Source organism: Finegoldia magna ATCC 29328 (assembly GCF_000010185.1).
GTDB lineage: Bacteria > Bacillota > Clostridia > Tissierellales > Peptoniphilaceae > Finegoldia > Finegoldia magna_H.
Genome location: NC_010376.1, coordinates 70,537 through 93,701 on the forward strand (window position 1 = coordinate 70,537; position 23,165 = coordinate 93,701).

A 23,165-nucleotide genomic window follows, 5' to 3' on the forward strand; every position below is an offset into this window, starting at 1 on the left:
AAAATAAAAAGGAGAAAGTTATGAAAAGAAGATACACATTAGAAAATTTGGGATGTGCAAATTGTGCAGCAAAAATGGAAGAGAAAATTAAGGAATTGGACGGAGTAAATTCTGTTACTGTGAATTTTATCACTACAAAAATGGTGTTGGATGTAGAAGATGACAAGTTTGATACTGTTTTGGCGCAAGCAAAAGACATTATCAAATCAATTGAACCTTTAGTTGAAGTGAAATAATGAACAAGGAAATTAAATTAACGATAGTTTCGGCTATTCTTTTTGCAATTGGATTTTTCATCGAACAACCTTACGTTAAGCTTGCGGTGTTCGCTGTGAGTTATCTGATTGTGGGAATTCCAGTGATTAAGTTAGCGTTTTTGAATTTGAAAAACGGTCAGTTATTTGACGAGAATTTTCTGATGATGATTGCAACTGTGGGTGCGTTTATCATTGGAGAATACGCAGAAGCTGTCGCTGTTATGCTTTTTTATCAAATCGGGGAGATTTTTCAAGATAAGGCTGTTGGGAAATCTCGTGATTCAATCAAGGAATTGATGGATATTGCGCCTACTTTTGCGAATTTGAAAACGGAAGATGGCTACGACAAGGTGGATCCTTACGATGTGAGCGTGGGAGATATTATCGTGATTAAACCAGGAGAGAAAGTTCCGTTGGACTGCGTGGTAGTAGATGGAAGCTCCATGGTTGACACGAAGGCGTTGACTGGAGAAAGTGTTCCAATCACAGTCGCAAAAGGCGAAGAGCTTTTGTCGGGTTACATCGTGGTGGACAAGGTTTTAAATGCGAAAGTTACCAAGGATTTTGAAAACTCTGCAGTGACGAAGATTTTGGATTTGGTGGAAAATGCATCCAGCCAAAAAAGTCAACAAGAAAAATTCATCACGAAATTTGCAAGAGTATACACTCCTGTTGTGGTATTTGTAGCAGCGGCTCTTGCGATATTGATGCCTTTGATTTTGAAACAACCTTTCCAAGTGTGGTTGTATCGTGCGTTGACATTCCTTGTAATTTCGTGTCCTTGCGCACTTGTAATCAGCGTTCCGTTGAGCTTTTTCTCAGGAATTGGCGCGAGCAGCAAGGCTGGGATTTTGGTCAAAGGAAGTAACTACATCGAAAAGTTAGCAGAAACAGACACTGTTGTTATGGATAAAACTGGAACATTGACACAAGGCGTGTTCAAAGTTGTAGAAGCAAAATCAGTTGGATTTTCAGATGAAGAAATGCTCCAATACGTTGCGAGTGCTGAGAAATCATCCAACCATCCAATCGCACAATCGATTATTGATTATTATGGGGACAAAGAATATTTGAACTTGGACTCTGCAGAAAATATCGCAGGCCAAGGGATACAAGCTGTGATAAATGGCAAACAAATCCTAGCGGGAAATGCGAAGCTTTTAAAAGATGTTGAATTTGAACCGATTGACACTACAGACACTGTTGTCTACGTTGCAATCGATGGAAAATTTGCGGGATATATCAAAATCGCAGACAAAATCAAACAAGATAGCGCACAAGCAATTGTTGATATGAAAAATGTCGGCATCAAAAAAACATACATGCTAACTGGTGATAATGAATCAGTAGCCAAATCAGTAGCAGAAAATCTTAAAATTGACGAATACAAATCCAAGCTACTTCCACAAGACAAGGTTGAAATTGTAAAAGATTTGATAGAAAAGGGAAGAAAAGTGGCATTCGTAGGTGACGGAATCAACGATGCGCCAGTGCTTGCACTCAGTGATGTCGGAATTTCCATGGGACAAATCGGAAGCGATGCGGCAATTGAAGCGAGTGATGTCGTAATCATGACAGACGAGCTAACGAAAATCGCCCAAGCAATCAAAATCTCCAAGAAAACACTCAAAATCGCAAAACAAAACGCGTATTTTGCAATCGGTGTGAAAATAATTGTGCTAATATTATCGGCACTTGGACTTACAAACATGTGGGCTGCAATCTTCGCAGACGTCGGAGTTACAGTGCTTGCTATTTTGAATTCATTCAGAGCTATGCGAGTTAGTTGAGTAAAATCGAAATCTCATTTATACTAATCGTAAAGGAGATGATAAAATGAAAATAGTAGGCTATGTGTTTTTAGGAATATTTGCGATAGCACTCATTTATGGAATTTATTCAATATCGAGAATATTGGCAATCGCCAAGATTAGAAAAAACGTCAACTCAGAAAAAGTGTGGCAAACTATCTCACAAAATAACCGCCAACCAGTAGCGTTGGATAGGATTTTGATGAGAAAAAACAACAGAAAATTTACCAAAAAAGAACAAGAAATGATATTGAAAAGAATATCTACTTGTAGAAAATGTATCCTTGTAGGACTATTAGCATTGATACTTGCAATAGTGTTTATAGCGATAGGGTAATGAAAAAAATATGCGTCAGAGTAAAATCTGACGCATTTTTTAATCCAATAAATGTGAGCGTTTCAACACTGGACGCACTGCCATGTACAAAATATTTGCAACGATAACAGTCACAACAGCATTGAAGAAAGTTACACCGGCACTGATTTTCGCCAATGCAGATGCTATTTGTTGTGGTTGACCCAAGACATATAATTTATAAAAATAACCTACTAATGGATCAGCAAACACATTGAACAACATTCCTGCACATGAAGCGATAACAGCCCACTTCAAAATGTATTTGTTGTCGTTAGATTCGTTGATTTTCTTGGATTTGTGAGCGATTGCTCCCACAATCAAACCAATACACAACTTCAACACGAAAGTCTTCGGAGCAACCATTATATACACAGGATCCATGATATCTGCGATAGTCATTCCGATAGCCCCAGCAAGTCCACCGTAAAGACCGCCGAGTAAAAGCGCAGCCAAAACCAAGAACACGTTACCAAAATGGATTGATGTGAAATCTCCACCCGGAACTGGCACCTTGATTTGCAAATAAGTGAACGTGATGAAACATAATGCAGCAAGCACTGCACATTGAACAAGCTTGTGAGTTTTTATCTTCAAATAAACCCCTCCTCAAAATAATTATAATTAAAGTGTATGGCTAATGGCATTGTTTGTCAATTGATTTTACACAAAATGAAATAAAGTTTGACAACAACAAACGTTTACAAATTATTAAGAATTAGACTTTAGAACTTTTTATATTATTTGATATAATAAAATTAAAGACAAAAATCTAATAATAATATGCAATAAAAAAACAAATCCGAAGATTTGTTTAGTCCACCAATGTGGGCTCTTTCGGGCGATTTGAGTAAACTTTTATTTGAACTCATGATGTAATCTCATATAGGTATTAAACTGAGATTAACTAAATTATATTAGAAAACCCAATTTTTGTCAACGTTTATCTGGAGGATTTATGAAAAGCGAAAAAAAATATTATATCGGATTGGATGTAGGTACTAATAGTGTAGGATGGGCTGTGACTGACGAATTCTATAATATTCTTAGAGCCAAAGGAAAAGATTTGTGGGGAGTAAGATTATTTGAAAAAGCAGACACTGCAGCAAACACAAGAATATTTAGAAGTGGTAGAAGAAGAAACGACAGAAAAGGTATGCGTCTTCAAATTTTGAGAGAAATTTTTGAAGATGAAATCAAAAAGGTTGACAAAGACTTCTATGACAGACTTGATGAAAGCAAATTCTGGGCTGAAGACAAGAAAGTATCTGGGAAATATTCGTTATTTAATGATAAAAATTTCAGCGACAAGCAATATTTTGAAAAGTTTCCTACTATTTTTCATCTTAGAAAATATTTAATGGAAGAACATGGAAAAGTAGACATTAGATACTATTTTCTAGCTATCAATCAAATGATGAAAAGAAGGGGACATTTTCTAATAGATGGTCAGATTTCTCACGTTACAGATGATAAACCATTAAAAGAACAACTTATTCTATTAATAAATGATTTATTAAAAATCGAATTAGAAGAAGAGCTTATGGATTCGATATTTGAAATTTTGGCGGATGTGAACGAGAAAAGAACAGACAAGAAAAACAATCTAAAAGAGCTTATAAAAGGACAAGATTTTAATAAACAAGAAGGTAACATCCTAAACTCGATTTTTGAATCAATAGTTACTGGTAAAGCAAAAATAAAAAATATAATTTCAGATGAAGACATTCTTGAAAAAATAAAGGAAGATAACAAGGAAGATTTCGTTCTTACAGGAGATAGCTACGAGGAAAATCTCCAATATTTTGAGGAAGTTTTACAAGAAAACATAACATTGTTTAACACACTTAAATCAACATATGATTTTTTAATCCTTCAATCTATTTTAAAAGGTAAGAGCACACTTTCTGATGCACAAGTCGAACGATACGATGAACATAAAAAAGACCTCGAAATACTTAAAAAAGTAATAAAAAAATACGATGAAGATGGAAAATTGTTCAAGCAAGTATTCAAGGAAGATAATGGAAATGGATATGTTTCATATATTGGATATTATTTGAACAAAAACAAAAAGATTACCGCAAAGAAGAAAATATCAAATATTGAATTTACAAAATACGTTAAAGGAATTCTTGAAAAACAATGCGACTGTGAAGATGAAGATGTTAAGTATTTATTGGGGAAAATAGAACAAGAAAACTTTCTATTAAAACAAATATCATCCATAAATTCGGTTATTCCACATCAAATTCACCTTTTTGAATTAGATAAAATATTGGAAAACTTAGCCAAAAACTACCCTAGCTTTAATAATAAGAAGGAAGAATTTACAAAAATAGAAAAGATCAGAAAAACATTTACATTTAGGATTCCATATTATGTTGGACCATTAAATGATTATCACAAAAACAATGGCGGAAATGCTTGGATATTCAGAAATAAAGGCGAAAAAATAAGACCATGGAATTTTGAAAAAATAGTTGATCTTCATAAAAGTGAAGAAGAATTTATCAAAAGAATGCTAAATCAATGCACTTATCTTCCAGAAGAGACAGTTCTTCCTAAATCTTCTATTCTTTATTCAGAATATATGGTGCTAAATGAATTGAATAATTTGAGGATTAATGGAAAGCCACTAGATACCGATGTTAAGTTGAAATTAATTGAAGAATTATTCAAGAAAAAGACAAAAGTCACTCTCAAATCGATCAGAGATTATATGGTAAGGAATAACTTTGCAGATAAAGAAGACTTTGATAATTCAGAGAAAAACTTGGAAATAGCATCCAATATGAAATCATATATTGATTTTAACAATATATTAGAAGACAAGTTTGACGTAGAAATGGTGGAAGATCTCATTGAGAAAATTACAATTCATACGGGAAATAAGAAACTTTTGAAAAAATACATCGAGGAAACTTATCCCGATTTATCAAGTTCTCAAATTCAAAAAATTATCAACCTTAAATACAAAGATTGGGGAAGATTATCAAGAAAATTATTAGACGGAATAAAAGGAACAAAAAAAGAAACAGAAAAGACTGATACTGTAATTAATTTCTTGAGAAATTCAAGTGACAATTTGATGCAAATAATTGGAAGCCAAAATTACAGCTTTAATGAATATATTGATAAGTTAAGGAAAAAATATATTCCTCAAGAAATAAGTTATGAAGTGGTTGAAAATCTTTACGTATCTCCATCTGTAAAAAAGATGATATGGCAAGTTATAAGAGTTACAGAAGAAATCACAAAGGTTATGGGATATGACCCGGATAAAATCTTCATAGAAATGGCAAAATCTGAAGAGGAAAAAAAGACGACAATTTCTAGAAAAAATAAATTACTAGACCTATATAAGGCGATAAAAAAAGATGAAAGAGATAGTCAATATGAAAAGCTATTAACAGGGTTGAATAAATTAGACGATAGCGATCTTAGAAGCAGAAAACTTTATCTTTACTACACTCAAATGGGTAGAGATATGTACACTGGCGAAAAGATTGACCTGGATAAATTATTCGATTCTACACACTACGATAAAGACCACATAATACCTCAAAGTATGAAAAAAGATGATTCGATAATAAACAACTTGGTATTAGTAAATAAAAATGCAAACCAAACCACAAAAGGCAACATATACCCTGTACCATCCAGTATAAGAAACAATCCAAAGATTTACAATTACTGGAAGTATTTGATGGAAAAAGAGTTCATCAGCAAAGAAAAATACAATAGATTAATAAGAAATACACCACTAACAAATGAAGAACTTGGCGGATTCATCAACAGACAACTTGTAGAAACAAGACAATCAACAAAAGCAATCAAAGAATTATTTGAAAAGTTCTACCAAAAATCAAAAATAATACCTGTAAAAGCAAGTCTTGCAAGTGATTTGAGAAAAGACATGAATACCCTTAAATCCAGAGAAGTAAATGACCTTCACCATGCTCACGATGCGTTTTTGAATATTGTAGCAGGAGATGTGTGGAATCGAGAGTTCACATCAAATCCAATAAATTATGTCAAAGAAAACAGAGAAGGTGACAAGGTAAAATATTCGTTAAGCAAAGATTTTACAAGACCTCGTAAATCCAAAGGAAAAGTTATCTGGACACCTGAAAAAGGTAGAAAATTGATTGTAGATACATTGAATAAACCATCAGTTCTAATCAGCAATGAAAGTCATGTAAAAAAAGGAGAGTTATTCAACGCTACCATTGCAGGGAAAAAGGATTACAAGAAAGGTAAAATATATCTTCCACTAAAAAAAGACGATAGATTACAAGATGTATCGAAATATGGAGGATATAAGGCTATAAATGGAGCGTTCTTTTTCTTGGTAGAGCATACTAAAAGCAAGAAAAGAATAAGAAGCATAGAATTATTTCCGTTACATTTGCTTAGTAAATTTTATGAAGATAAAAATACAGTATTAGATTATGCGATAAATGTATTGCAATTACAAGATCCAAAGATAATAATAGACAAAATTAATTATCGTACAGAAATAATTATAGATAATTTTAGTTATTTAATATCCACTAAATCGAATGATGGTAGTATAACTGTTAAACCAAATGAGCAAATGTATTGGAGAGTTGATGAAATTTCGAATTTGAAAAAAATAGAAAATAAATACAAAAAAGATGCCATATTAACAGAAGAGGATAGAAAAATTATGGAGAGTTATATTGATAAAATCTATCAACAATTCAAGGCAGGAAAATACAAGAATAGACGCACTACTGATACAATAATAGAAAAATATGAAATAATCGATCTAGACACTCTAGATAATAAACAATTATACCAATTACTGGTAGCTTTTATTTCACTTTCATATAAAACATCAAATAATGCAGTGGACTTTACTGTAATTGGACTAGGTACTGAATGTGGAAAGCCAAGAATTACGAATTTACCTGACAACACATATCTAGTATATAAATCAATAACAGGAATATATGAAAAGAGGATAAGAATAAAATAATGGGATGGAGAACAGTATTAATTTCAGGTCGAGCAAAGCTCGACTTGAAATTAAATAATCTAGTTATTAGAAAAGAAGAAATCGTAAAAATTCATATACCAGAAATTGCTGTGTTGATAATCGATTCAACAATGGTTTCATTTACAACAGCATTGATTGAGAAATTGATAGCAGAAAAAGTAAAAATAATTTTCTGCGGAAAGGATCATAACACAATTGGAGAAATTGTTAATTACTACAATAAACATAATTCTCCTCTAATGATTAGAAAGCAAATTTCATGGCAGAATAATTCTAAACAAAAGACGTGGAGAGAAATTACCAAAGAGAAAATCAATAGGCAAGCTTTGCTATTGAAATTTATAGGTAACGAAAATGCCAATCTTCTATTAGAATATAAATCACAAGTGCAGGATGGAGATGTTTCGAACAGGGAAGGTCACGCAGCAAAAGTATATTTCAATAGTCTTTTTGGCAAAGATTTTTCGAGAAGCCAAGATAATCCGACAAATGCGATGCTGAATTTCGGATATTCTATATTACTGTCAATATTCACACGAGAGATCACATCCTCGGGATACTTAACACAACTAGGGATATTTCACGAAAATCAATTCAATTACTACAATTTATCAAGCGATTTAATGGAACCGCTACGACCTATGATTGATAATATTGTATATTTTTATGAACCAGAGAAATTCGACAAAGAAGAAAAAATAGCAACATTAAAAATCATGGACGAAGAAGTTTTCATAGGAAAAACAAGGTATACATTGCTCAATGCAGTTAATGAGTATTGCAAGTCGGTGTTTTTAGCATTGGAGAAAGGAGAAGAACAATTAATTAAATTTATTGATTATGAGTTATAGATATATGAGAACAATTGTATTTTTTGATTTGCCAACAATATCACTGGATGATAAAAAAAGATACCGAGCTTTTAGAAAATTTTTGCTGTCAGAAGGGTTCATGATGTTACAAGAATCTGTTTATTGCAAACTATCATTGAATCAGACCAATGCAAATACATTAAAAGATAGAATAGAAAAGAACAAACCATCGATGGGAATAGTTCAAATACTTACAATAACCGAAAAACAATTTCAATCTATGGAATACATTGTTGGAGAGAACAAGTCTAGCATGTTGGATACGGATGAAGGATTGATAATACTATGAATATAAAATACGATCTATTAAATGAACCATTTTTTATAGACTATGGAGATATTTGCAACATAACAATTGAAAATAAATTAGAATATCGAAAAATAATAGAAAATATCTACAATCAGGAAACCATAGAATTATATGATGATGACGAGTTAATTACAAAACACAAAGTCATAGAAAACTCCGCTATTTTGGACTTTGATGACAAGAAAATCACTACGAAAATTATTAAAGATTTAATGGAAATTATCTCAGATGAAAAACATTACGAACAAAAAATAAATTTAAACTCATCGATTGTTAATTTTATTAACGACATTACACTAGATTATCCGTATATGCTAGAAATTGGTGATGAAATAAATTTTGAATCTTTATTAAAAGTAGTACCAATTAAACCAAGTGTAGACTACACAGATTTCCTGGATAAATTTGTTTCTTTTTTAGACATTTACCAAAATGTTTTGAAGATAGATGTATTCTACACAATAAACTTATTGCAGTATTTTACAGAAGAAGAGCTCAAAGAATTATCTGATTACATTAAAATTAAGAACATTTGCATAATAAATTATGATAATATATTAGTAGATAGCAATTACATTTCCAAAAAATTGCTGTTTGATAATGATTTATGCAGAGTTTTATAATTATCTATATAAAATTACCACTTTGATGGAGTGATTCTACCTCATGGATTTGAGGTTTGAGAATGATGTAATTTCATATAGGTATTAAACTTTATCCTCGTCAAACTCTTTTCCACACACGTTTGAGAATGATGTAATTTCATATAGGTATTAAACTATGGTGGAGATGAGGAGTATCGTACGAACGTTTGAGAATGATGTAATTTCATATAGGTATTAAACAGTACGAATTTGGATTTACTCCAAACGACGGTTTGAGAATGATGTAATTTCATATAGGTATTAAACGGATTAGGTGAACATACAATTACAGTTACTGTTTGAGAATGATGTAATTTCATATAGGTATTAAACTCAAACTTGATGAGGTCAAGGATTTGATTTGTTTGAGAATGATGTAATTTCATATAGGTATTAAACATTTCTACACGATTTGTTTCATCATTTGAAGTTTGAGAATGATGTAATTTCATATAGGTATTAAACTTGCTATTTTTGTTTTAATCTTTAGTTCCCGTTTGAGAATGATGTAATTTCATATAGGTATTAAACATACTGATTAATCTGAATGGTTTGAGTGATGTTTGAGAATGATGTAATTTCATATAGGTATTAAACATTGTTTACAAGCTCCCGAATATAAGCTTGGTTTGAGAATGATGTAATTTCATATAGGTATTAAACTGGTTATAAAAAACCGAAAGCAGAAGTGAAGTTTGAGAATGATGTAATTTCATATAGGTATTAAACTTTGATGACTACGAATTGCAAGCAGTGTATAGTTTGAGAATGATGTAATTTCATATAGGTATTAAACAATGATAATTTAAAAGAATACTTAATTTATAGTTTGAGAATGATGTAATTTCATATAGGTATTAAACGAGTAAAACATAAAAAGATTGAGTATGTTGGTTTGAGAATGATGTAATTTCATATAGGTATTAAACCTGAAAGTTTAGGATTGACGTTCGAGGACAGTTTGAGAATGATGTAATTTCATATAGGTATTAAACATCTTCGTCCACGCTTTCAACGTAACTCATGCTTAAGAATGATATAATTATAGCGATTAAGAGGTCAAAGAGGTGCTTTGTATGAATAACAAAAACGACATAGATAGAGTTCATGATGATGTTTTTAATAGCATAAAAATATTGATGGATAAGGCAAGAAATGAAGTTTTTCGTGAAGTCAATAATATTTTGGTGCAAACTTACTGGGAGATTGGACGCATTATCGTAGAAGATGAGCAAGGTCATTCAGAAAGAGCAGAGTATGGGAGAGAGCTTATAAATGACTTGTCAAGGCAACTTACAAAGGAGTATGGTAAAGGATTTTCTAAGTCTAACTTATTTAATATGAGAAACCTATATTTATCATATCCAATATTCCAGACACTGTCTGGAAAATTGACCTGGTCACATTATTGTGAACTCTTATTCATTAGCGATGAGAAAAAAAGAAGTTTTTATGAAAAAGAAAGTATCAACGCAAACTGGTCAGTAAGAGAACTTAAAAGGCAAATTAAAACATCGCTTTTTGAAAGACTGCTCTTATCATCAGGAGAAGAGAACAAAGAAAAAGTCCTAGACCTAGCCTTAAAGGGCAATGAAATAAACAAGCCAGCAGATCTTGTAAAAGACCCTTATGTATTTGAATTTTTAGGCTTACCAGAAGAAAAACCAATGATGGAAAGTGATTTAGAAAAAGCGCTGATAGACCATATTGAAAAATTCTTGCTAGAACTTGGCAAGGGTTTTATGTATGTAGGCAGTCAACAAAGGGTAACCCTAGGCAACACTCATTATTATGTGGATATGGTATTTTACAATAAAATTTTAAGGTCTTATGTCTTAATCGAACTAAAAACAACGAAACTCATGCCAGAAGCAGTAGGTCAAATCAATATGTATCTCAATTATTATAAATCAGAAGTTAATGATGAGATGGACAATGAACCGATAGGAATAATATTGTGTACTGATAAAGACGGGGTGCAAGCAGAATACGCATTAGGAAACTTGTCAAATAAAATATTCGCATCAAAATACACTTTGTATATCCCAAATAGAGAAGAGCTTGAAGAACAAGTTGAAAAAGTAATAGAAAAATACAAGGAAAAATAAAATATAAATTGGAGAAGTAGAGAAAAAAATCTACTTCTTTTTTTATCCACTTGTATTTTAACCTCCTTTATAATATAATTTTTAAAAAGGAGGGAGGAGTAGGCTCCCTTCCTTTAAAAGCTGTTACAAGCTATCACCTTGTAACTTGGATTTACGAAAGATTGAATTTTTATTTTAATAAATTTTCAATCTTTTTTATTGTGTTTTCAGATACGTTATCATCTTTTAAAATTTGTATTATTAGTTTTAATACTGCGTTAAATTGTTCGTTTGTCATTCCGCACATGATTTTCTCCTTTCTCAGGCTCATATTTTATTTTTTAACCTCTTTTATTTTCCACTTGATTTTTATCCATCCTTTGTAGTATAATTTTCACAAGCTAAAGGGGAGATAGGTTATAATAACCCCTATCCCAGTAATTTTATTATCAAGCCTAGAATCACGGCTATTAATCCAATAATTGCACTTATTAGATTAATTATATCGTCGGGTTTTAAGCTTGATTTTTTTACTTTTTTTATCCGAATTTTTACCACTTGACTTTTAAGTGTTTTTATTATATTTTATAGAATAGAAAGCAGCAGGTTTTAACCTGCTTGTCTATCTATTGCCCACGTTTGTGGGCGTTTTTGCTTTTTAGTATTACTTGAGTTTTTTCTTTAACTTATCCTTATAAGTTTGAGAATTATGTAATTTCACATATTTATAAAAAAAGCCCACAAATGTGGGCCATGATAAGATATTAAATTTTACACATCAATGTAGTCGCTATACACAGGATACAAGTTGTATTTCGCCAAGTCGCGTTCTACTTGGTCGACTGTTCGTGTGTCGTTGATCAAAAATTGTTCGTCGCCTTTATCTTTTTCATCGTTACGTCTTCCTATTCCCGTGTCGACGCTTGCGGAGATTTTGGTAGCTCCCATCAAGAGTGACAAGTTACGAAATTCGTTGGATTCTCTTGTTGAGATTGTGATTTGTGCGAATGGCAAGAAGATTCTGGTTGCGATTATAAATTGCATCAATTTTGTCTCAGGAACTTCTTTTATGTTCAAATCTTCTTCGTTTTTTGTTGGCCTGATTCGTGGAAATGATATGCTGATTTCTGCGTGTGGGTATTTTTTTTGCAGTAAATTTGCGTGCATTCCCAAGCAAAAACAGTCTTCAATTCCATTGGAAAGTCCGAACAACGCCCCGAATCCTACGCCACGAATTCCTCCCATGATTGCACGTTCTTGCGTGTCCAATCGATAAGGAAAGCAAGATTTGTGTCCAGTTGGGTGATAGAATTTGTAATTTGTTGGGTTGTATGTTTCTTGGAAAGCTGTGATGAAATCACATCCTGCTTCGTGAAGTTTCTTGTAATCTTCGACATTTGTAGGATAGACTTCAACGCCAACTACACGGAAATATTTCTTCGCCAATTTGACGGCATCACATATATAATCCACCGAGGAGTATTTTTGCGATTCACCTGTTAGAATCAAAACGTCTTCGATTTTTTCACGTCTCATTTGCTTCATTTCAGATTCTATTTCATCCATGGTAAGTTTCGCACGGACGATATCTGATTTCGCTCTAAATCCACAGTATTTGCAGCTATTCTCGCAATAATTTGCGATGTAAAGTGGGCTGAACAAATACACGTTGTTTCCGAAATATTGTAGTCTGAGTTTTTGCGCGATGTCTCCCAATTCTTCGATAAAATCAATTGCGCAATCACTCAACATATTGTAATAATCAAAATGGTCCAATGCTTCGTTGTTTTTGATTTTACCCAAAGTTCTTCTGACATCATCAGCTGTTACAGTTACGGATTTTACTTCATTTAATTTTTCAGATAATTTATCGTAAATGTCCGAATGAATGTCTTGCATATTGTTAAAATATTTGAAATCTTCCATTTGTCGCCTACTTAAAGAAATCTCTGAGTGGAGATGATGGGTCAGCACCCGTTTCCAACACTCTGCCCGGTTTTGCGATGTGAGCTAGTCTTCCTGCTTTGATTGCTAGTGCGAAAGCCTCTGCCATTTTGTTGATGTCGCCGCTTGTAGCGATGGCAGTGTTCGCCATGATTGCACTTGCACCCATTTCCATGGCTTCACACGCTTGCGATGGTTTGCCGATTCCTGCATCCACAATCACTGGCAAATCAATTTCGTTGATGATGATTTGGATGAAATCTCTCGTTGCAAGTCCCTTGTTGGATCCAATCGGAGATCCCAATGGCATGATGCAACTTGCACCAGCTTCTTTCAAATCTCTCGCAAAGTTCAAATCTGGATACATATATGGCATAACGACGAATCCTTCGTCCGCCAAAACTTTCGTAGCTTTCAACGTTTCTACGTTGTCTGGAAGTAAGTATTTGCTGTCACGCATGATTTCTATTTTTACGAAATTGCCGCAGCCCATTTCACGAGCAAGCCTTGCAATTCTAATCGCCTCGTCTGCGTTTCTCGCTCCAGAAGTGTTCGGAATTATCGTCACATTTTCTGGGATAAAGTTCAAAATATTTTTCGTATCGTCTGTATTTGCACGTCTAAGTGCCACAGTAATCATCTCGCAGCCTGCAGATTCCACGCAAGCTTTGATAAGGTTGGGATCGTACTTTCCAGATCCAAGAATAAATCTCGAGTCGAAAGATTTGCCACCCAAAATCAATTTATCTTCCATTATTTTCCTCCAATAACCAATTAAGTGCGATTATAGCTTGTGTGCTTGCAGCCATCATCACGTTTGGATAGTACAAGCCGATGTCTGTCTTCGTTTCAAAATCACCACAAACTACAATGTTGTTCATTTTTTTTATTTTCATATCTAATTTTTTCACGCCGCCAATTCCAGACACCGATATGAGCTTCTTGTCCGTTCCGATAAAATGCTCCAACACCAATGATTTTGCGTACTCATCATCTAACGCTTCCAGCACGATATCGTAGCCTTCAGTCATTTCGTCGATGTTGTCTTCTGCGATTTTGATGTTTTCGACAGAAATATTTGCAAATGGCAAAAAATCATCACAAATTTCCTTGAACGCATCGACCTTGTATTTGCCGACATCAGTTGGCCTGTAGATTTGTCTGTTCAAATTGGAATATTCGACCTTGTCGTAGTCCACTATTTTGATGGTGCCAATGCCTGATTTTGCGAGCATGAAACACAAATTTGTTCCCAAACCACCACATCCAAGGATCAGAATTTTAGATTTTCTGAAAATGTGTGTGTGCTCGGGGATTTGTCTTTTGAAAATATTCTCCATTTTAACCTCCTCCAACAAATGAAAACACCTCGATTTCGTCGTTATCAGTGACGATAAAATTATCGTAGTCAACTTTTTTGACGAGGTTTTTGTTAACTTCGCAAACCGTCAACTCCACATTAAAGTTCAAATCTTCCAATACTTTTCTCAAAGAAGAATTTTCTTCGAATGGATATTTGACAGAATTTACAGTAATCATAATTCACCCCCTAAAAAAAATAACACGAAGGAAACCTACACCCGCGGTGGTGTACCCCTTCGTGTTAAACACTCTGTGATTATTATAGCACATTAATTTGAATTTTCAAAAATTTATCCGAGAAATTTGTCACACAAATTTTCAAATTTGCCCAATCAATTTGATTATTAAAAAAGAATAAAGGGTATACAATTTACAGCGAAACAAAAGGAGGAGAATATGAAATTATATTACGCACCAGGTACATGCGCTGTTGCTTGTTGGATTGCATTGGAATGGGCAGGCGCAGATTACGAAGTAGAAAAGGTACAACTTGGAACAGATGAATACAGAAAAATCAATCCGTTGGGAGCAGTTCCAGCGCTTGATATCGGAGAAGGCATTGTGAGAGGCGAATTGGCAGCAATTCTTCGCTACGTTTTGCACAAATACCCCGAAAAAGATTTGGGAGCTGACGAATCTCCCGAAGACAAGTTCCAATTCGATGAAATCATGGCTTTTATGACTGGAGATTTTCATCCAGCATTTGAAGCGTTGTTCGTACCAGCTGGCTTGACAACATCAACTGACGAAGCAGAGATTGATAAAATCAAACAAAAATCATTTGAAACTATCGACAAAATGATGACTCATTTGGACCGTTTGATTGGAGACGGCGATCACGTTTACAAAAACAAGAAAACTGTGTTGGATGCGTATGTTTACGTTCTTACTCGCTGGAGCGAACTTACTCCAAAATCTTGGAAAGAATATCCAAATATCAATAGAGTTTCTGAGAAAATAGAAAAAGACAAAACTGTACAAGAGATCATGAAGAAATCACAAGAATAGAAAATTTTCGGTGTAGAATTATCTGCACCGATTTTTTATTTGTCCAAATACAGTGATATAATATAGATAATAAGTTTGTATAAAATTGGTTGATAATTAATGTCTGTTGAAAAATCAAAATGCGTAATTGTCAATTTTTCGGTATAAATCACATTAATAATTAATAACAAGGAGAAAATATGTATTCGAAAGTAAAAACGTGTTGTTTGGAAGGATTGAACGGATATGTCGTGGAATGCGAGTGCGACCTTGCGAATGGACTGCGTTCGTTTAACATCGTTGGCCTTCCTGATACTTCTATAAAAGAATCCAAGGAAAGAGTGCGCTCTGCGATTGAAAACACTGGAATCAGATTTCCAGTGAAACGTATCACGATTAATTTGGCGCCGGCAAATTTGAGAAAAGAAGGTTCCCAGCTAGACCTTGCGATTGCGATGGCGATTTTGCAATCAATGGGAGTGGTGGAAGATTTTTCAGAAAAATGGGCGTTCATCGGAGAACTATCATTGGACGGACGACTAAATCCAGTAAACGGATCGTTGTGCATGGTGTTGTCACTTAAAGATTTGGGATACGAACGAGTTTACATACCCAAACAAAACGCACAAGAATGCAGCATGGTCAAAGGAATAGAAAAGGTTTGTGTGGAAAGTTTGGATGAAATCATCAGGATTTTGAATGGCGAAGAAGAGTTGAAAATTCTGGATGACATTGACATCATGCAACAAGAAATACATTACGACGTTGATTTTTCGGACATAAAAGGGCAGAAATTTCTCAAAAGAGCGATGGAAATATCTGCGGCGGGATTTCACAATTTGTTGATGATTGGACCTCCTGGAAGCGGCAAAACAATGTCTGCTATGAGACTCAGCACGATTTTGCCCGACATGAGCTTTGATGAAATAATGGAAACCACGAAAATTTACTCCGTAGCAGGATTATTAGGAGAGAAAAACATCGTAACAACAAGACCATTTCGATCCCCTCACCACACCGCAAGCCAAGTCAGTTTGATAGGTGGTGGTAGAGTTCCAAAACCAGGGGAAATCAGCCTCGCACACAACGGAGCATTGTTCCTAGACGAGCTTCCAGAATTTTCCAAATCGACAATAGAAGTGTTGCGCCAACCACTCGAAACAAAAAACATAACCATAACAAGAGTCAACGCATCCTTGTCATATCCTGCAAATTTCCTATTTGTTGCAGGAATGAATCCGTGTCCTTGTGGATACTTTGGAGATCCTAACCACGAATGTACTTGCTCGCAAAACCAAATCGCAAACTATCTCAACAAAGTCAGCCGCCCGATACTCGATAGAATTGACATCCACGTCGAAGTTTCGCCAGTAAAATTGGACGAACTCACAACAGATGAACAATGCGACACATCAGAACAAATCAAAAAACGAGTCGAAGCAGCACGAGAAATCCAAAAACAACGCTTCAAAAATGAAAAAATCACGACCAATTCACAAATGAACACCCGACAAATTAGAAAATACTGCAAATTAAACGACGAACTAAACTCCATAATACAATTGGCATTCGACAAATACAAATTCTCCGCCAGATCATTCGACAAAATCCTCAAAATATCACGCACAATCGCAGACCTAGACGGAAAAGAAAACATCGAAGCAAAGCATTTGATGGAAGCCATCAGATATAGGACAGTGGATCAGAAATACTGGGGGTAGTGGGGGCAAAGGAGAGAAGATTAAAATACAATTAGAGAGCTTTACCGATAAACATAAAGAAAAGATATGGAGAGATGGATTTTACGAAAAATCACCAGAGTGGGCGAAGTTCAACGGACCGTATTTTGAAGATTATATTCATTATGAAACCTTAGAATCATTTGAAAAATCTGGTATTTGGAAATATCTTCAACAATCCAATTGCAGAGCTATATTGGTAGACGGTGTTGTCGTTGGCATGGTATCTCAAAATTGGATTGACTAGAAAACTAGATGGATGGAAATAGGAATTGTGATTTACGACGAAAATTACTGGAACAAATCCATAGGAACGAAGGCCCTCAAATTGTGGACAAGCGAAGTGTTCAATGATAACCCACAAATCGAACATCTAGGACTGACTACTTTTAGCGGCAATCCTAGAATGATGAAGGCTGCAGAAAAAATCGGATTCACACAAGAGGCAAGAATCAGGAAAGTTCGCTATTGGAACGGCACATACTATGATAGTATGAAATACGGCGTCACACGTGAAGAGTGGGAAAAATTATCTCAGAAATAAAAAATAATGTAAATTAAAAAACATAAAAATATTTTTAAACCAAAAAATCTCCCGAGTTTTTCGGGAGATTTGCTGTTTTACTATTAAATCTTAAAATCTTTGTGTAGTCGTAGTATTTCTACAAGCATTCCGTCACGATATTTTGCAAGTGTCTCGTGAGTGTTGCCAATCTCATCGGGTCTGTTTTTGATTGCTTCGTGAACGCCGTCGACTGTTTTCTTCTTGATGTCGTCTGTGAATTTCGTCCATGTAGCAGCATCTTCTAGCCAAGTTTCCATGGAAGGGCCGATATGATCCAAGAGACCTTGAAGTCCGTGTTCACCGCCTCCAAGTTCAAATATTTGTCCTGGACCCATGATTGCCCAGCGAATTGCAGGACCAAATGTCAACGCAGTTTCGCAATCTTCCATACTAACGACGCCTTTATCCACCAAATCCATCATTTCACGAAGCACCACAGCTTGAAGTCTGTTTGCGATAAAACCTGGAACTTCATTTCTGATGACGATGGGTTTCTTGCCCAATTTAACGAACAATTCACGAAGAGCATCTGCGATTTCTGGGTCTGATTTTTCTCCTTGTGAAATCTCAATAAGTGGAATCAAATGAGGTGGGTTGTAAGGGTGCGCCCCGAAAATTCTTTCGGGATGTTTGGCATCTTCTGCAATTTTTGTGATAAGTAGTCCCGATGTTGCAGAACACAAGACACAATCTGGCTTTGCGTATTTTTCAAAAACCTTCACGAATTCTTTTTTCACATCGTAGTTTTCAGGAATACATTCTTCAACAATATCTGCAAATTCAATCGCTTCTTTTTCGTCGGTAGTGTATCTAATTCTTGCCATTATCGTTTGCTTGTCTTCACTAACGACATTCTTTTCAATCAATTCGTCTACGTATTTTTCGATAATCTTCTTTGATTTGTTCTCTTCATTTTCATCCAAATTATACAAGACAACATCCATCTTTCCCATCGCAAAAAGCAAAGTAAACGATGAACCAATCACGCCGCCGCCAATGACACAGGCCTTTTCAAATTTTCTAGCCATAAAATCCTCCTTAATAATTCAAATTTCCGATAACTTTCATTACATATATACCCAAAGAAAACCTCACATCACACAAAAAGAGTAGCCCGCAAGCTACTCTCACAAATCATTCTGATATTTTCAAATTATATGCCCTCACAAACATCCACACAATTCCAACTGCTAGGACAATGTGGCCGATGCCAGAAGTACCATCGATTGCCGCACGCACAATCACATCCAATCCCTCACGAACGACCTCGTAAATTCCAATCACAACCATATTTGCGATTGTGAACACAAGACCTGTCAGATAAATTTCATAAGGTTTCTTCAAAGATTTCACATCTTTCATATCTTTTGCCAACAAATACATCAACAAACTAACGACAAATCCCAAAACCAAAGTGTGAACGTGAACTTTGCCGAGATGAGTTGCATCGGTAAATGCGTAAAATTTCGTAAATTCACGATAGAACACGCCACCGATAAACCCAATAATTAAAATCGTAATTGAATTTGCGAACAAATTATTTGCCCCGAAATCAGTAACGAAATATTTGAAACCCATCCACACAATCAACAAATACGCCACGGTTTTTGGCATCATCAAAGCGCCAATCGCAGGGACAGTCTTGCTGAACAACACAACAGGAACGTAGAACAAAAACGACAACGAAATCAAAATCCACATGTGTTTGAACGCGAGGATTTCCTTCTTCTTGTACGACCAAACCACAAGCAAAATTCCCATAATCAAGAAAGGAATATTCCTGTAAATGCCAAACATATAATTTCCGTCCGCCGTTCCCCAATTATTTTGTGGCAACAACACAAGACCAATCCTTGAAATCGCCAAGCCGTAAATCAACCATTTTTTCACATTGTCCGTATCGTTACTTTGCATCCTATAATAATGATAATAAAGCACGTAGAAAATCGTCATCGTAATACTCGTCACAAATTGACCCCACGACAAAACAGCCGCGTGCGCCTCGAACCCTCCGGGACTCAAATGCGAAATCACCCTCGGAATCAAATGGAACCCATCGCCAAGACCAAGCACCATCGCCATAATACCGAATAATTTTGCGCCGTTTTTCTTCTCCAACAACAACCTCACACCAAAAGCCACCACAATCATTAAATAACACACATCAAATAAACTCTCAACAATCTTCATGTCCTACTCCCTTCTTCAACCAATTAATATGAAGCCTGTATTTTTCGATGAAAACATCCCTCGACCATTCTTCCTTGAAATTTCTCTCAATCAAACTGTGAACAATCGCCTTCATAAAATACACAAGCTCTTGTTTCATACAATCAGAATTATCGTAGAAAATATCGTAATACTCGTTTTTCGTAGCCCTCCAGCCATCTTCCAATTCGCTATTCCAATACAAATACCTAAACTTGTACAAATTATACTCGCCATCCTCAAAAATCACATCGCACACCTCATCTCCAAAAGCATCCAATGCCACGGACACATCATTGTTGTTCTTCTTCAACACAGACCTGAAAAGCAAATGCACATCCTTCGTTTCCTTATCCAAAATGTAAAAATAACTATCCATCAAATCATCAAAATATTGGTAGAAACTCCCGCGCGCAATAGAAAGCCTCTCCACAATATTTTTCACATTACAATCCTTGTAAGGCTTCGTGGAGAACTCATCCTTCAAAACCTCATCAATCAAATTTCTTTTATCTTCACTTAAATTATAAAAAGTTTGTTTTGGCATATAATCACTCCTCAAATAAAATGACACCTTGTCATAATTAAATTATAAATGACACAGTGTCATTCGTCAAGAAAAATTGTAAAAATATAGATTTTCAATTTGGATTTTTTATACCAAACAAAATGGTTAGTGAAAACCGTTGACAAAACAAATCGCGTGGTTTACAATAACCGTAGAAGAAATAAAAAGGAGTTAATGACATTGCAAAAAAAAGAATATTTAGAATTAAAAAAATGGTTTGATGAAGAAGGAAAAAAAGTATTATGGGAAATGATGAGCAATTGGAGAGGTATTATCGATAAACCACTAGATGCCTTTTATATCTTTGCACGTGCTTTTTACGACGATAAATTATTAAATGAAAAATTAGGTAATAATAAATCAATAAAAATATTATTTTATAGAATAGACAACGAGTACCATGACTTTGTTGAAGAAGTTAGAGAAAAACTAAGTCCAAATCAAATAAAATCAATTATATTGAACTTTTATAATCTAGATAATATAAGAAGCATCCATATGATACCTGGATTTTCAATTCCAACAGGAATTTCTGAATTATCATATAAATTACTCGATATAAAAAAAGGAGATAAATTATTTCAACCAAATTCTCAAGCTGGAGAATTTATGATAGATTTTCTAATTAATCATCCAGAATGCGATATTTCAGCAATTGAAATTAACACAAGTTATATATTAACTTCTCAATTGAAACTTCCTATTATAGGTCACCAAAATAGAGCATCTATAAGACAAGAAGATTACTTCAACACGGACTTATCTACATTAGAATACAATAAAGTTTTTAGCATGCCACCAATGGGAATGTTGTATCGTGATTTTGACAAAAGAGTGAATGATAAAAACCTAATTGAATTATATAAAAAGAATGATTTCAACACGAAAAATGAATGGACCGATATATTAAAAATAATATCCAATACAAAATTCGAAAAAGCCATATTTATAGTTCATTCTGGTATTTTGTTCAAAGAACGAGACGAAAAAATCAGAAAATATTTAATAGATAATGGATATATTGAAAGCGTCATTGAACTTGCACCTAGATTATTCACGGGAATAGGCATATCAACTAATATTTTATTGATATCAAAAAACAACAAAAAAGTAAAAATGGTCGATGCTAGTGAAATCTATCATAGCGATAAAATGGTTAATAAAATTACAAAAGATGATGTAGAAGTAATCTTCGACGCTTATAAAAATGAATCTACAATTTCAAAAGAAGTATCACCAGAAGAATTTGAAGACAACAACTATAGTTTTATCCCAAGAAGATACACTAATGAAGAAATAGACTTGAAAAACTATGTGTATCTAAAAGATATTACTAAAATCAAACGTGGATATGCTAATTTAAAGAAATCCGATTTATATAAGAGAATATCCAGAGAAAATACCAATAATAAAATCATAGCCGCTGGGGACATTGATGACAACTTCAACATCGCAGATTTAACAAGCTTGACTGAAATTGAAGATAAAGAAGAAACATATTGTGTAAAAGACGGCGATATAATCTTTTCAAGAGGGGGAAGTTACAACTCACTTTTAATCAGAAATTCTGGAAATTACAGGATTCTTGTCAACGGTACACTCTACATTTTAAATTGTGACGAACAAAAAATTGACCCGTATTATTTGCAAATGTATCTTGCAAGTGATCATTGCCTCAGCCAGATCGAATCCCTAAACACAGGCAAATCAATCCAATTCATGAGCATTAATCAGCTTGGAGAATTAAAAATTCCAAAAGTGTCAAAAGAAAAAGAGAAAGAATTGTCCCAAAAATATAAAATGATTTTAGATAAAAAAGAAATTATCAGAATACAGAAAATAAAACTTGAAGAAGATGTAAGTGAACTTGTAAGTGAGGTGATTTAGAATTGGATAGAAATCCTATAATCGCCGAAGCTATATCTAGAATTACGAGTGAACTCATAAAAGATCAAACAGACGAACAATTCTGCATGCTTCTTGAAAAATACGGCTTAATTAACCTAATTCCGCAAACAGCTCCTTACTTTTATGATACACAGAAAAACGGAAACATTATAATGTTCGGAGATTCTAAAATTAAAACTAAAGAAATAAACGGATGTTTAAAATCATATGGAATAAGCAAAGACAGATTTGAGCATGTTCCATATGATGAAGTCACAAACTACAATTTTAAAAATCTTGAATATAACAACAACTATAGATTAATAATGGTGGGACCTGTACCTCACAGTGCGAAAGGAATGGGAGACAATAGCAGCGTCATTGAGTGGCTTACAAACAATAGAAACATAGCCAAGACTATAATATTAGACAATTTAAAAATCACCAAAACATCATTCAAAAGCGCAATTGAAAAAGAAGTTGAATCAGGATATTTAGCACAAGGGTAATCTTTGTTAGTAACGTATTTTTAAATTTTAACCA

Annotated in this window: 21 protein-coding genes and 1 CRISPR repeat array; of the genes, 13 read left to right on the forward strand and 8 right to left on the reverse strand. The window is 34.2% G+C overall.

Annotated features, from left to right (window positions below):
• Nucleotides 1–20 precede the first annotated feature (20 nt).
• The 3 genes from FMG_RS00275 to FMG_RS00285 are packed head-to-tail and all read left to right on the forward strand — an operon-like array spanning nt 21 to nt 2,405.
• The gene (locus FMG_RS00275; protein WP_012290138.1) at nt 21–236 is read left to right on the forward strand and encodes a cation transporter; all 216 of its coding nucleotides are present in this window, start codon (nt 21–23) and stop codon (nt 234–236) included.
• The gene (locus FMG_RS00280; RefSeq protein ID WP_012290139.1) at nt 236–2,047 is read left to right on the forward strand and encodes a heavy metal translocating P-type ATPase; all 1,812 of its coding nucleotides are present in this window, start codon (nt 236–238) and stop codon (nt 2,045–2,047) included. Before FMG_RS00275 ends, FMG_RS00280 begins: the two co-directional genes overlap by 1 nt.
• Before the next feature lie 46 nt (nt 2,048–2,093).
• The gene (locus FMG_RS00285) at nt 2,094–2,405 is read left to right on the forward strand and encodes a hypothetical protein (protein WP_002837812.1); all 312 of its coding nucleotides are present in this window, start codon (nt 2,094–2,096) and stop codon (nt 2,403–2,405) included.
• Nucleotides 2,406–2,444: 39 nt separating this feature from the next.
• On the opposite strand, the gene FMG_RS00290 is transcribed toward FMG_RS00285, so the two are convergent.
• Nucleotides 2,445–3,020, reverse strand: coding sequence for an ECF transporter S component (locus FMG_RS00290; RefSeq protein ID WP_012290140.1), 576 nt, complete (start codon nt 3,018–3,020; stop codon nt 2,445–2,447).
• 361 nt (nt 3,021–3,381) lie between these two features.
• Here FMG_RS00290 and cas9 point away from each other — a divergent pair, with 361 nt between their 5' ends.
• The 5 genes from cas9 to FMG_RS00315 all read left to right on the forward strand — a co-directional run bounded on the left by cas9 (nt 3,382) and on the right by FMG_RS00315 (nt 11,383).
• Nucleotides 3,382–7,428: a type II CRISPR RNA-guided endonuclease Cas9 gene (gene cas9 / locus FMG_RS00295; RefSeq protein ID WP_012290141.1), complete on the forward strand. Its 4,047-nt coding sequence runs from the start codon at nt 3,382–3,384 to the stop codon at nt 7,426–7,428.
• Nucleotides 7,428–8,300, forward strand: a complete 873-nt coding sequence (cas1, locus tag FMG_RS00300; protein ID WP_002837820.1) for a type II CRISPR-associated endonuclease Cas1 — start codon at nt 7,428–7,430, stop codon at nt 8,298–8,300. The genes cas9 and cas1 overlap by 1 nt, the downstream gene beginning before the upstream one ends.
• A gap of 4 nt (nt 8,301–8,304) precedes the next feature.
• Nucleotides 8,305–8,610, forward strand: a complete 306-nt coding sequence (gene cas2, locus FMG_RS00305) for a CRISPR-associated endonuclease Cas2 (protein WP_012290142.1) — start codon at nt 8,305–8,307, stop codon at nt 8,608–8,610.
• Nucleotides 8,607–9,254 carry a type II-A CRISPR-associated protein Csn2 gene (gene csn2 / locus FMG_RS00310; RefSeq protein WP_012290143.1) on the forward strand — a complete coding sequence of 216 codons (648 nt, stop codon included), beginning with the start codon at nt 8,607–8,609 and terminating at the stop codon, nt 9,252–9,254. Before cas2 ends, csn2 begins: the two co-directional genes overlap by 4 nt.
• Nucleotides 9,255–9,308: 54 nt before the next feature.
• A CRISPR array of direct repeats spans nt 9,309–10,270; the repeat unit is 36 nt; unit sequence GTTTGAGAATGATGTAATTTCATATAGGTATTAAAC.
• 81 nt (nt 10,271–10,351) lie between these two features.
• Complete coding sequence (locus FMG_RS00315; RefSeq protein WP_012290144.1) at nt 10,352–11,383, forward strand: PDDEXK nuclease domain-containing protein; 1,032 nt, start codon at nt 10,352–10,354, stop codon at nt 11,381–11,383.
• A 750-nt stretch (nt 11,384–12,133) separates the two neighbouring features.
• Here the strand turns inward: FMG_RS00315 and thiH are convergent.
• The 4 genes from thiH to thiS are packed head-to-tail and all read right to left on the reverse strand — an operon-like array spanning nt 12,134 to nt 14,845.
• Nucleotides 12,134–13,288: a 2-iminoacetate synthase ThiH gene (gene thiH / locus FMG_RS00320; RefSeq protein ID WP_012290145.1), complete on the reverse strand. Its 1,155-nt coding sequence runs from the start codon at nt 13,286–13,288 to the stop codon at nt 12,134–12,136.
• Nucleotides 13,289–13,295: 7 nt separating this feature from the next.
• Nucleotides 13,296–14,060: a thiazole synthase gene (locus FMG_RS00325; RefSeq protein WP_002837839.1), complete on the reverse strand. Its 765-nt coding sequence runs from the start codon at nt 14,058–14,060 to the stop codon at nt 13,296–13,298.
• Nucleotides 14,050–14,646 (reverse strand): sulfur carrier protein ThiS adenylyltransferase ThiF, encoded by a 597-nt coding sequence (gene thiF / locus FMG_RS00330; RefSeq protein ID WP_012290146.1) that lies wholly within the window; start codon nt 14,644–14,646, stop codon nt 14,050–14,052. Before thiF ends, FMG_RS00325 begins: the two co-directional genes overlap by 11 nt.
• Nucleotide 14,647: 1 nt before the next feature.
• Nucleotides 14,648–14,845, reverse strand: coding sequence for a sulfur carrier protein ThiS (gene thiS / locus FMG_RS00335; protein ID WP_002841746.1), 198 nt, complete (start codon nt 14,843–14,845; stop codon nt 14,648–14,650).
• A gap of 219 nt (nt 14,846–15,064) precedes the next feature.
• Between thiS and FMG_RS00340 the strand changes: the two genes are divergently transcribed.
• The 3 genes from FMG_RS00340 (at nt 15,065) to FMG_RS09820 (ending at nt 17,938) form a co-directional block, all read left to right on the forward strand.
• Nucleotides 15,065–15,676, forward strand: a complete 612-nt coding sequence (locus FMG_RS00340; protein WP_012290147.1) for a glutathione S-transferase family protein — start codon at nt 15,065–15,067, stop codon at nt 15,674–15,676.
• Nucleotides 15,677–15,855: 179 nt separating this feature from the next.
• Nucleotides 15,856–17,376, forward strand: coding sequence for a YifB family Mg chelatase-like AAA ATPase (locus tag FMG_RS00345; protein WP_012290148.1), 1,521 nt, complete (start codon nt 15,856–15,858; stop codon nt 17,374–17,376).
• A 277-nt stretch (nt 17,377–17,653) separates the two neighbouring features.
• Complete coding sequence (locus FMG_RS09820) at nt 17,654–17,938, forward strand: GNAT family N-acetyltransferase (protein ID WP_012290150.1); 285 nt, start codon at nt 17,654–17,656, stop codon at nt 17,936–17,938.
• Nucleotides 17,939–18,021: 83 nt separating this feature from the next.
• On the opposite strand, the gene FMG_RS00355 is transcribed toward FMG_RS09820, so the two are convergent.
• From FMG_RS00355 to FMG_RS00365, 3 genes are all read right to left on the reverse strand, one after another.
• Nucleotides 18,022–18,987 carry a 3-hydroxyacyl-CoA dehydrogenase family protein gene (locus FMG_RS00355; RefSeq protein WP_012290151.1) on the reverse strand — a complete coding sequence of 322 codons (966 nt, stop codon included), beginning with the start codon at nt 18,985–18,987 and terminating at the stop codon, nt 18,022–18,024.
• 106 nt (nt 18,988–19,093) lie between these two features.
• Nucleotides 19,094–20,149: a DUF2871 domain-containing protein gene (locus FMG_RS00360; RefSeq protein ID WP_012290152.1), complete on the reverse strand. Its 1,056-nt coding sequence runs from the start codon at nt 20,147–20,149 to the stop codon at nt 19,094–19,096.
• Nucleotides 20,136–20,714 carry a TetR/AcrR family transcriptional regulator gene (locus FMG_RS00365; RefSeq protein ID WP_012290153.1) on the reverse strand — a complete coding sequence of 193 codons (579 nt, stop codon included), beginning with the start codon at nt 20,712–20,714 and terminating at the stop codon, nt 20,136–20,138. The genes FMG_RS00360 and FMG_RS00365 overlap by 14 nt, the downstream gene beginning before the upstream one ends.
• Before the next feature lie 201 nt (nt 20,715–20,915).
• Here FMG_RS00365 and FMG_RS00370 point away from each other — a divergent pair, with 201 nt between their 5' ends.
• Both FMG_RS00370 and FMG_RS00375 read left to right on the forward strand, forming a co-directional pair.
• Nucleotides 20,916–22,622, forward strand: coding sequence for an N-6 DNA methylase (locus FMG_RS00370; RefSeq protein WP_158297414.1), 1,707 nt, complete (start codon nt 20,916–20,918; stop codon nt 22,620–22,622).
• 2 nt (nt 22,623–22,624) lie between these two features.
• Nucleotides 22,625–23,131, forward strand: coding sequence for a hypothetical protein (locus tag FMG_RS00375; protein ID WP_012290155.1), 507 nt, complete (start codon nt 22,625–22,627; stop codon nt 23,129–23,131).
• Nucleotides 23,132–23,165 lie beyond the last annotated feature (34 nt).

Bases quoted from the DNA above. Each gene is read 5' to 3' on its own strand.
- FMG_RS00275 (WP_012290138.1), top strand. From the start codon at position 21: ATGAAAAGAAGATACACATTAGAAAATTTGGGATGTGCAAATTGTGCA.
- FMG_RS00280 (WP_012290139.1), top strand. From the start codon at position 236: ATGAACAAGGAAATTAAATTAACGATAGTTTCGGCTATTCTTTTTGCA.
- FMG_RS00285 (WP_002837812.1), top strand. From the start codon at position 2,094: ATGAAAATAGTAGGCTATGTGTTTTTAGGAATATTTGCGATAGCACTC.
- cas9 (WP_012290141.1), top strand. From the start codon at position 3,382: ATGAAAAGCGAAAAAAAATATTATATCGGATTGGATGTAGGTACTAAT.
- cas1 (WP_002837820.1), top strand. From the start codon at position 7,428: ATGGGATGGAGAACAGTATTAATTTCAGGTCGAGCAAAGCTCGACTTG.
- cas2 (WP_012290142.1), top strand. From the start codon at position 8,305: ATGAGAACAATTGTATTTTTTGATTTGCCAACAATATCACTGGATGAT.
- csn2 (WP_012290143.1), top strand. From the start codon at position 8,607: ATGAATATAAAATACGATCTATTAAATGAACCATTTTTTATAGACTAT.
- FMG_RS00315 (WP_012290144.1), top strand. From the start codon at position 10,352: ATGAATAACAAAAACGACATAGATAGAGTTCATGATGATGTTTTTAAT.
- thiH (WP_012290145.1), bottom strand. From the start codon at position 13,288: ATGGAAGATTTCAAATATTTTAACAATATGCAAGACATTCATTCGGAC.
- FMG_RS00325 (WP_002837839.1), bottom strand. From the start codon at position 14,060: ATGGAAGATAAATTGATTTTGGGTGGCAAATCTTTCGACTCGAGATTT.
- thiF (WP_012290146.1), bottom strand. From the start codon at position 14,646: ATGGAGAATATTTTCAAAAGACAAATCCCCGAGCACACACACATTTTC.
- thiS (WP_002841746.1), bottom strand. From the start codon at position 14,845: ATGATTACTGTAAATTCTGTCAAATATCCATTCGAAGAAAATTCTTCT.
- FMG_RS00340 (WP_012290147.1), top strand. From the start codon at position 15,065: ATGAAATTATATTACGCACCAGGTACATGCGCTGTTGCTTGTTGGATT.
- FMG_RS00345 (WP_012290148.1), top strand. From the start codon at position 15,856: ATGTATTCGAAAGTAAAAACGTGTTGTTTGGAAGGATTGAACGGATAT.
- FMG_RS09820 (WP_012290150.1), top strand. From the start codon at position 17,654: ATGGAAATAGGAATTGTGATTTACGACGAAAATTACTGGAACAAATCC.
- FMG_RS00355 (WP_012290151.1), bottom strand. From the start codon at position 18,987: ATGGCTAGAAAATTTGAAAAGGCCTGTGTCATTGGCGGCGGCGTGATT.
- FMG_RS00360 (WP_012290152.1), bottom strand. From the start codon at position 20,149: ATGAAGATTGTTGAGAGTTTATTTGATGTGTGTTATTTAATGATTGTG.
- FMG_RS00365 (WP_012290153.1), bottom strand. From the start codon at position 20,714: ATGCCAAAACAAACTTTTTATAATTTAAGTGAAGATAAAAGAAATTTG.